Raw genomic sequence first — 6841 nt, 5'->3', positions numbered from 1 at the left:
CCCACAGGCGCACCGCGGTCTCGGTCAGGTCGAAATCCTTCGCGACCTGACCGACCGACCGGTCACCCCGGCGGCACAGCTCGACGATCTCGGCCTTGAACTCCGGCGTGAACGAGCGGCGAGGGCGCGGCTTCTTCTTCCCCATGCTCTCCATGATGGACATCATCCTTCCGGGGGCGAAGCCCCTGATCAGGAGTGTCCGTCAAAGCGGATCAAGCCCAGGTGAACCCCTTGGAGACCAAGCGACGGATCCGCAGGTGGTCGGGCCGTCCATGTTCAGCAGGTTGGCATCGAGAGCGGGTGGCAGGCAGAAGCCTCGGTATCCGGTGTGGGCGTGCTTCTTGTCCACGGACAGACGGGCGTCGGCGAGCCACGCCCGGACATCTGCCTCCCGTGTGACCAGCAAGGCCCGTGAACCGTCCGGCAGCGCGACGTGGTGCACCGGAGCGGCACTCCTCAGCCGGGCGAAGACCGCCGCCGGATCCGTCGCGAACTCCTCATCGAACGGCGTGATGGGCGAGCTCAGTTCGGCGGGCGGCTTCATCGCGTCTCCTCGGTCGTCACATCGGTTGCGGGCCCGATCCGGGGGCGACCCCGGATGCCGAACGTGGTGGTAGCGGGCGAGGCCCGGACTCGGCAGTCACCTTACGGGGCCCGCTCCGAAGACTCGCGGGCAGGCCCCGTAACGCCCTTTGTTCCACGCCCCGTTGGGGTATGCGTAAACGCTGGTCAGGCACCTGTCGAGGAGCGGCCGGGCCGACCCGGCCCCCGTGTGAGGACGTACCCGCCGATACCCGCGAGGGCAGCGAGCAGTCCACCGACCGCGGTCCACACCCAACGATCGGACCACCAGCGGGTGGACCAGCCGCCGGTGGGCTCCGCGAGGTCGGCACGCTGCTGCGCGGCAGTCCCCTCCCCCTCTCCCCGGGTCACACCGATGCCGGGGACCAGTGGGGCGGCCAGAGCGCCGTCGACCGCGTAGGCACCCCCGGTCTCCTTCACCACGGTCTTCAGCTGCGTCCGCACCGGCAGGCCGAGGTCCTCCGGCGCAAGGTCGATCACCGTCAGCCGGATGTAGTAGCTACCCGGTAGTGGGTCGTTAGCCCAGGGTTCCGACCCCGATCGAACAGGGCGCAGGGTGCAGGACAGTTCGACCGAGGGGGCTTCCTTGGCCACTGCCCGGGTCTGGGCACCGTACATGCACGCCTGCCGGCGGCGCAGGCCGTCGTAGACGTCCAGCCGCCAGGTCGAGGCGCCGTGCCGGGCCTGGGTCGAAGGCAGTTCCACTGTTGCGCGCACCGTACCGCGCTGCCCCTGCTCCAGGGGCACCATCCAGTAGAGGTAGTCCCCGGTGGAAGCCTCGGCGGTGGCCTGCTGGTCGATGTGGACCGGGGTGGCGGTGCGGAAGGTGGTGCCGGCCTCCTTGGGCCCCTCGGCACCAGCCGAGGCCGTGGGCGACGGGCTAGCCGCGACCGCCGGTGCGGTGATGGCGAACAGGCTGCCGGCGGCGAGCAGGGCGGCGGTGAGTGTCCTTACGGTACGCATCAGTTGGTCCTCCAGACCGCGATACGCCAGCGGGAGATCCAACCCCACACCAGCCCTGCGAAGAAGCCGGTGAGCACCAGCACACCGAGCAGCCACCAGCCACGTCCGAGACCGAAGGCCGCCGCGTCCGACGCCTTGCCCGGCGCGTCCACCAGGTCGACGACGAGTTCGACGGGCATACCGGGAGTGGTCTTGACGGAAGCCGGCGCGGAGAAGGAATTGCTGACCTGGAGGCAGACCGTCTCCGCCGCCGGCTTCCCGTCCGAGTCGTCCTGCTCAGCCTTGGGGTACCGCAGGCCGGCGGAGATCAGATCGGTACGCCCGTCGCCGGCTTCCGATCCACGTACGATCTCCCGACCGTGCGTGGTCGTCGCACGCAGCAGCACTCCGTAGTCCCTGTTGACGGCCCGGTCGGCAGCGATGCTCACCGAAGCCCGGAGCTCCTGGCCGGGCAGCACGTCCACCTGGTACCAGCGGTGCTCACCAAAGGTCTCACGGTCGGTGTAGAGACCCGCGCCGAGCTTCGGGGCCCCCTCGCACCTGCGCGTCCCCTCGGTGGCGACGGGAGTGACCACCGGCGTCGCCGCCCTGTCCACCAGCTGCCTCACCCTGCCGGAGAGTTCGTCCGTGTGCTGTACGGCGGTGTACGTGCCGCCGGTCGCCTCGGCGATGCAGATCAGCTGGTTTCGGGTCTTGGCGTCAGGGACGAGGCCGAGGGTGTCGATGACCAGGTGGATTCCCTGGGCGGCGATGTCCCGAGCCACTTCACACGGGTCGAGCGGGGCGCAGGTGTCCTCGCCGTCCGTGATGAGCACGATCCTGCGGGACGCGCCGTCCTTCTCCCCCAGGTCTTCGGCGGCTCCGAGCAGCGCCGGACCGATGGGTGTCCATCCGGTGGGGGCGAGCGTGGCCACCGCGGTCTTTGCCTCGGTGCGGTCCAAAGGCCCCACCGGATAGAGCTGTTTGGTGTCCTTGCATCCCAACTTGCGGTCGTCGCCCGGGTAGTTGGCACCGAGTGTGCGTATGCCCAGACGGACCTCTTCGGGGACGGCGTCGAGCACCTCGTTGAACGCCCGTTTGGCCGCGGTCATCCTGGACTGACCATCGATGTCGCGGGTCCGCATGGATCCACTGACGTCCAGGACCAGTTCTACCTTGGGGGATTCCTGCGCCGTGGGCTCGCCGGCGGCGGCGATTCCTGGAAAGAGCCCGAGGGTCAGGGCGGCCAGTAGGCCGCACACCCCGACCGTGACCCGTTTTGTAGTGATCATCGCCGGATCGTATTGAGGAACCATACGCGATTCCAAACGAGTGTTCAGTTCCTCATCAGATCGCAGCAGTTGTGGCCAGGATGCTGCAGGAGGCGGTCGTTTGGGAGAGCGACTGTCGGCCGTTCCCGCTGGGGCGGCGAACACCTTCGCGGATCGTCCACACCGGTCTCGTCGACCCCCGTACGACAAGGCCGGTGTGAACGGCCACCAGCGCCCCCGATCAACCGGGAACGCACACCCGAAGATATGCCCCGGGCCCGGGGCCCGGTTCACATCGCGCGCAGGATTCCTTCACCTTGGGCGCATTCGGTTTGAGCGGCTGCCCGACGTGCCTCGCTCGGGCTGATTCCGTAGGCCTCCCGAAAGGCACGGCTGAAGACGCCAGGGCCGCTGAATCCCCAACGTGCGGCTATGGCCGCTATCGGACGGTCCCTCAGCAGCGGGCTGCACAGGTCGGCACGGCAACGCTCCAGGCGGCAACGGCGGATGGACGCTGCCACGCCCTCTTCCTCTCGTCTTGCGAACAGTTGGTGCAGCCGGCGGAGCGACACGTGGTGGTGGGCGGCGACCGCCGCAGGGCTGAGTCGCGGATCTCCCAGGTTCAGGTCGATGAAGGAACTGACCTTCTCCAGCAGCACCCGTTCTTGCGCTTCACGGGGGAGCTCCTCGTACGCGTCGAGGTACTGGGCCAGGCATGCGCTGGCCAGATCCATGACGGCGGCACCCACCCGCTCCGCCGCCGCGGCCTCGCATTCGGCCCCGTGGGTGACCAGGGAAGCGATACACCGGGCCAGGATCGCGCCGGCGCCCTGGGACCCGGAAAGCGGCCGGGCCAGCAAGCGGTCCAGTTTGCGCCCGTGGAAGGGCATGTCTTCCTTGGGCAGTTGGATGACCACCGCCCGCACCGGAGGGCCCTCGTCCGGTGCGCCGGCCTCGAAGGGCTGCGAGGTGTCCCACAGCACCAGGTCGCCGCAGATCGGCCCGGACTCGTTGCGGCGCTGGTTGATCCACATGGTTCCGCCCGTCACCAGGGCCAGTTGGTACTGCTCGGGGTCACCGCGGCGGATGTGGGCCGCAGTGCGGCGGGACCTCAGCGGGGCGTAACGGAAGGTCGACACCCGCGTCGCGCCGAGGTCCAGCAGGGAGGCCTCCGCGTGGAAGGCACCAGGGCTGGTGCAACTGATCGAGGTGGGCATCAGGGCGTCATCGACGAGCGCGGAGAACCACTCGAACCGGTCTCCCGCCGGAAGCGTCGCCGAGGACACCATCGCGCGCATCGTGCATGCCTCCCAAGACCATGGCCGGCCCCGTCCGCCGGGGCCGGTGCCAGTGTCCCCCAGGAAGTCCTGCCGGCCTCCATGGCGTGGGGCGGGGAGAAGCCTCCGCGCGTTCGGAGCCCCGTTGCGGTGGTACCCGGGTGGAGCGCCCGGGTACCACTGTGGCATCAGGCGATGGTCACCAGGCGCGAGACACTCGGTACTCCGTGGGCGTCGAGGGCGAAGAGCATGTACGTGCCGGGGAGGACGACTCCGGGGTCCGACGGGATGGACACGGTGTACTGCGTGGCCGAGCCGGGTGTGGACTGGAGCGGTACCCGCCGCTGGTCGTTGTCCGTGGAGTGGGTCGCTGCGGCGGCCCGCACCAGCACGAAGGACTCCACCGGCCCGTCGGTGGTCACCGTCAGGGCACTGCCGGGGGCGGTGCGGCTGGGGACCCCACCGTTGATGGTGGGTCGCGGCCTCGGCGTCCCGTCAGCATTGAGCAGGCAGGGCGGAGTAAAGACCGCGCCGTCGGCGTGGTTGGTGGCACAGTCGCCGCACAGGCCTCCGCCGCCGGAGAAGATCCGGCCGTCGGGCAAGAGGTTGGCCACGCTGTGGTAGTTGCGCGGGATGGCCATGGTGGAGAGCGGGCTGAAGGTGCCGGTGGCCGGGTCCCAGAGTTCGGGGGTCATCACCGAGGTCGCGTCGCTGAACGGAACCGGATACGACTGACCGCCGAACACCGCCACCTTGCCATCGGGCATGACCACGCTGTTGCTGAACGACCGCGCGTGGTCCATGTCCTGGGTCCGGGCGGCCTTGACCTGTCCGCCAGCGAGGTTGACGGTGTACGCGCGCCGCGTCGCCGGGGTGTCCTCGTAGGCCGGTGCTCCGCCCAGGGTCAGCAGTTTGCCGACGTCGTAGGCGATCGCGTTACCGTTCATGGCGTCCTGGCTGTCAGCGCGGTTACCGGCCGCGGTGATGCTTCCTTCGCCATCGGTGGAGATCCAGTTCATCTGCCGGCTCGGGCCGACCTGGAGCACCCGGCCGCCCGAAGTCGCGTGCAGCCACATGTGGTTGTCGGCGCGGTAGGGACCCCGCGGATCCGCGGTCATCGCGGAGGTGACGGGCACTCCAGGGAGGTTGCGCCAGGTGCGGGTGTCCGGTGACCAGACCTCGCCTGCCTTGTTGCCGGCTCCGCCGCTCCAGGACCCTCCGAGTACGAAGGCCTCACCGGTCGAGAGGAGCGTCATGGCCTGGTATCCGCGGGCGATGTTCATGTCGGTGGTCGAGGACCACGTGTCGGTGGCGGGATCGTAGAGGCTGGCCTTGGAGGCGTTGCTGCCTCCGGTGACCAGGACCCGGCCGTCGGCGAGCATGGCGATGCCGGGGCAGAACATGTCGTGACCGGTGTTGTCGATCCGACGCTGGGTGACCCGGCCCGTCGTGAGGTCCAACACCGCGGTCTGGGTGTATCCGTTGCTCCCACCGAACCGATCTACGGCGTACGCCGACCACGCGAGCAGTTTGTTGCCCGGCAGCACAGCGGTGGCCACGGGCACGAGCGGGAATCCGATGGTTCGAGACCACGAGCCGTGCACGGCAGGATTGGCGGGGCCGCTCAACCGAATCTCCGCGGCCGAAGTCCAAGGCCCCCTCCCTGCGGCCTCGGTGGTGGCGGTGAGGCGTATGTAGCGGGCGGTCACCGTGCGGGTGAAGGTGGCGGTCTTGACGGTGTCGTCATCGCGCCAGGTGCCGCTGGCAACAGGCGCCCCGAAGTCCGTACCGTCCGTGGACGTGGTCACGGTGTAGGCGCCGATCCGCCCGTTGGCACCCTGCCGGCGCGGCTGGTAGCTCAGTGCGGCGACCGGTTGGGCACGCTGGGTGTCGATGGTGAGGGAGTGCGGGAGCGGGGTGGCGGTACCCGCCCACTTGCTGTGCCAGATGGTGCCCGGGTCACCGTCCAGGACGTTGACCGCCCGGCCGTCCTCGCCCACCATCTCCTCGTCGCTGGCCGTGGCCGTCCAGCCGGTGCGCGGTAGGTCGACCGTGGCGGCGGGCGTGCCCGGGTCGCCGAGCAGGTTGATTTCGGCAGCGGAGGTCCACGGACCGCGGCTCCCCGCTTCGGTCAGCGCGGTCAGGCGTATGTACCGGGCCCCTTTCGGGGCGAAACCGAGGGTCTTCACCCCGCCGTCGTCGGCGAGGGTGCCGGTGGCGACCGGACTCGTCCAGTTCTGCCCGTCGTCGCTGAGGTTGATGCGGTACTCGCCGATGCGTCCGTTGACTCCGTTGGCACGGGGTTGGTAGACGAGGCCGGAGACCACGGCCGTGTGCACCATGTCGATGGTGAGGGAGTGCGGGAGCAGGGTGGCGGTACCCGCCCACTTGCTGTGCCAGATGGTGCCCGGGTCACCGTCCAGGACGTTGACCGCCCGGCCGTCCTCGCCGACCGTCTCCTCGTCGCTGGCCGTGGCCGTCCAGCCAGTGCGGTCGAGCAGGGGGGCGGCGGGTTCCATGGCGTTCGCCGGAACGATGGGGTGATGGGGTGACTGCATCGCCTGTTGCTGCGCGAAAGGAGTCGGGGTCGGTTCGGGCCCCGGACTCGCCATCCCCAGCCAGGGGGTCACGGCGATAACGAGGGCACTGAGCGAGCCTGCGATGAGCAGGTTGGACCGGCGTAAGACACGGCGGGTCGAAGGAGTGGGTCTGGTGTGCAAGCTGGCCTCCTGGAGTGAGCGGACTGCGCCCCAGAAGATAGGTGAGTGT

General features: G+C 69.3%; 6 protein-coding genes. All 6 read right to left on the bottom strand.

Annotated elements, in window-relative coordinates:
- Positions 1–145 (bottom strand): transposase (locus ACFYMC_RS23760; RefSeq protein ID WP_388528627.1); only part of this gene is annotated, 145 nt, incomplete at its 3' end.
- 57 nt (positions 146–202) lie between these two features.
- Positions 203–544 carry a hypothetical protein gene (locus tag ACFYMC_RS23755; RefSeq protein WP_388528621.1) on the bottom strand — a complete coding sequence of 114 codons (342 nt, stop codon included), beginning with the start codon at positions 542–544 and terminating at the stop codon, positions 203–205.
- A 185-nt stretch (positions 545–729) separates the two neighbouring features.
- Complete coding sequence (locus tag ACFYMC_RS23750; protein WP_388528619.1) at positions 730–1545, bottom strand: hypothetical protein; 816 nt, start codon at positions 1543–1545, stop codon at positions 730–732.
- On the bottom strand, positions 1545–2816 hold the full coding sequence (locus ACFYMC_RS23745; RefSeq protein WP_388528617.1) for a VWA domain-containing protein: 1272 nt from the start codon (positions 2814–2816) through the stop codon (positions 1545–1547). Before ACFYMC_RS23745 ends, ACFYMC_RS23750 begins: the two co-directional genes overlap by 1 nt.
- Before the next feature lie 269 nt (positions 2817–3085).
- A complete protein-coding gene (locus tag ACFYMC_RS23740) occupies positions 3086–4093 on the bottom strand; it encodes a helix-turn-helix domain-containing protein (protein ID WP_388528615.1) in 1008 nt (335 codons plus the stop codon).
- Between the two features lie 167 nt (positions 4094–4260).
- Entirely contained in the window at positions 4261–6792 is a 2532-nt protein-coding gene (locus tag ACFYMC_RS23735) for a discoidin domain-containing protein (protein ID WP_388528614.1), read from the bottom strand.
- Positions 6793–6841 lie beyond the last annotated feature (49 nt).

The organism is Streptomyces sp. NPDC006879 (assembly GCF_042869595.1).
Classification (GTDB): Bacteria; Actinomycetota; Actinomycetes; order Streptomycetales; family Streptomycetaceae; genus Streptomyces.
The sequence above is the reverse complement of the archived record's forward strand: the minus strand, read 5'-3'. Positions and strand labels throughout refer to the sequence as shown.

Coding starts and splice junctions, on each gene's coding strand:
- ACFYMC_RS23755 (WP_388528621.1), bottom strand. CDS start 544: ATGAAGCCGCCCGCCGAACTGAGCTCGCCCATCACGCCGTTCGATGAG.
- ACFYMC_RS23750 (WP_388528619.1), bottom strand. CDS start 1,545: ATGCGTACCGTAAGGACACTCACCGCCGCCCTGCTCGCCGCCGGCAGC.
- ACFYMC_RS23745 (WP_388528617.1), bottom strand. CDS start 2,816: ATGATCACTACAAAACGGGTCACGGTCGGGGTGTGCGGCCTACTGGCC.
- ACFYMC_RS23740 (WP_388528615.1), bottom strand. CDS start 4,093: ATGCGCGCGATGGTGTCCTCGGCGACGCTTCCGGCGGGAGACCGGTTC.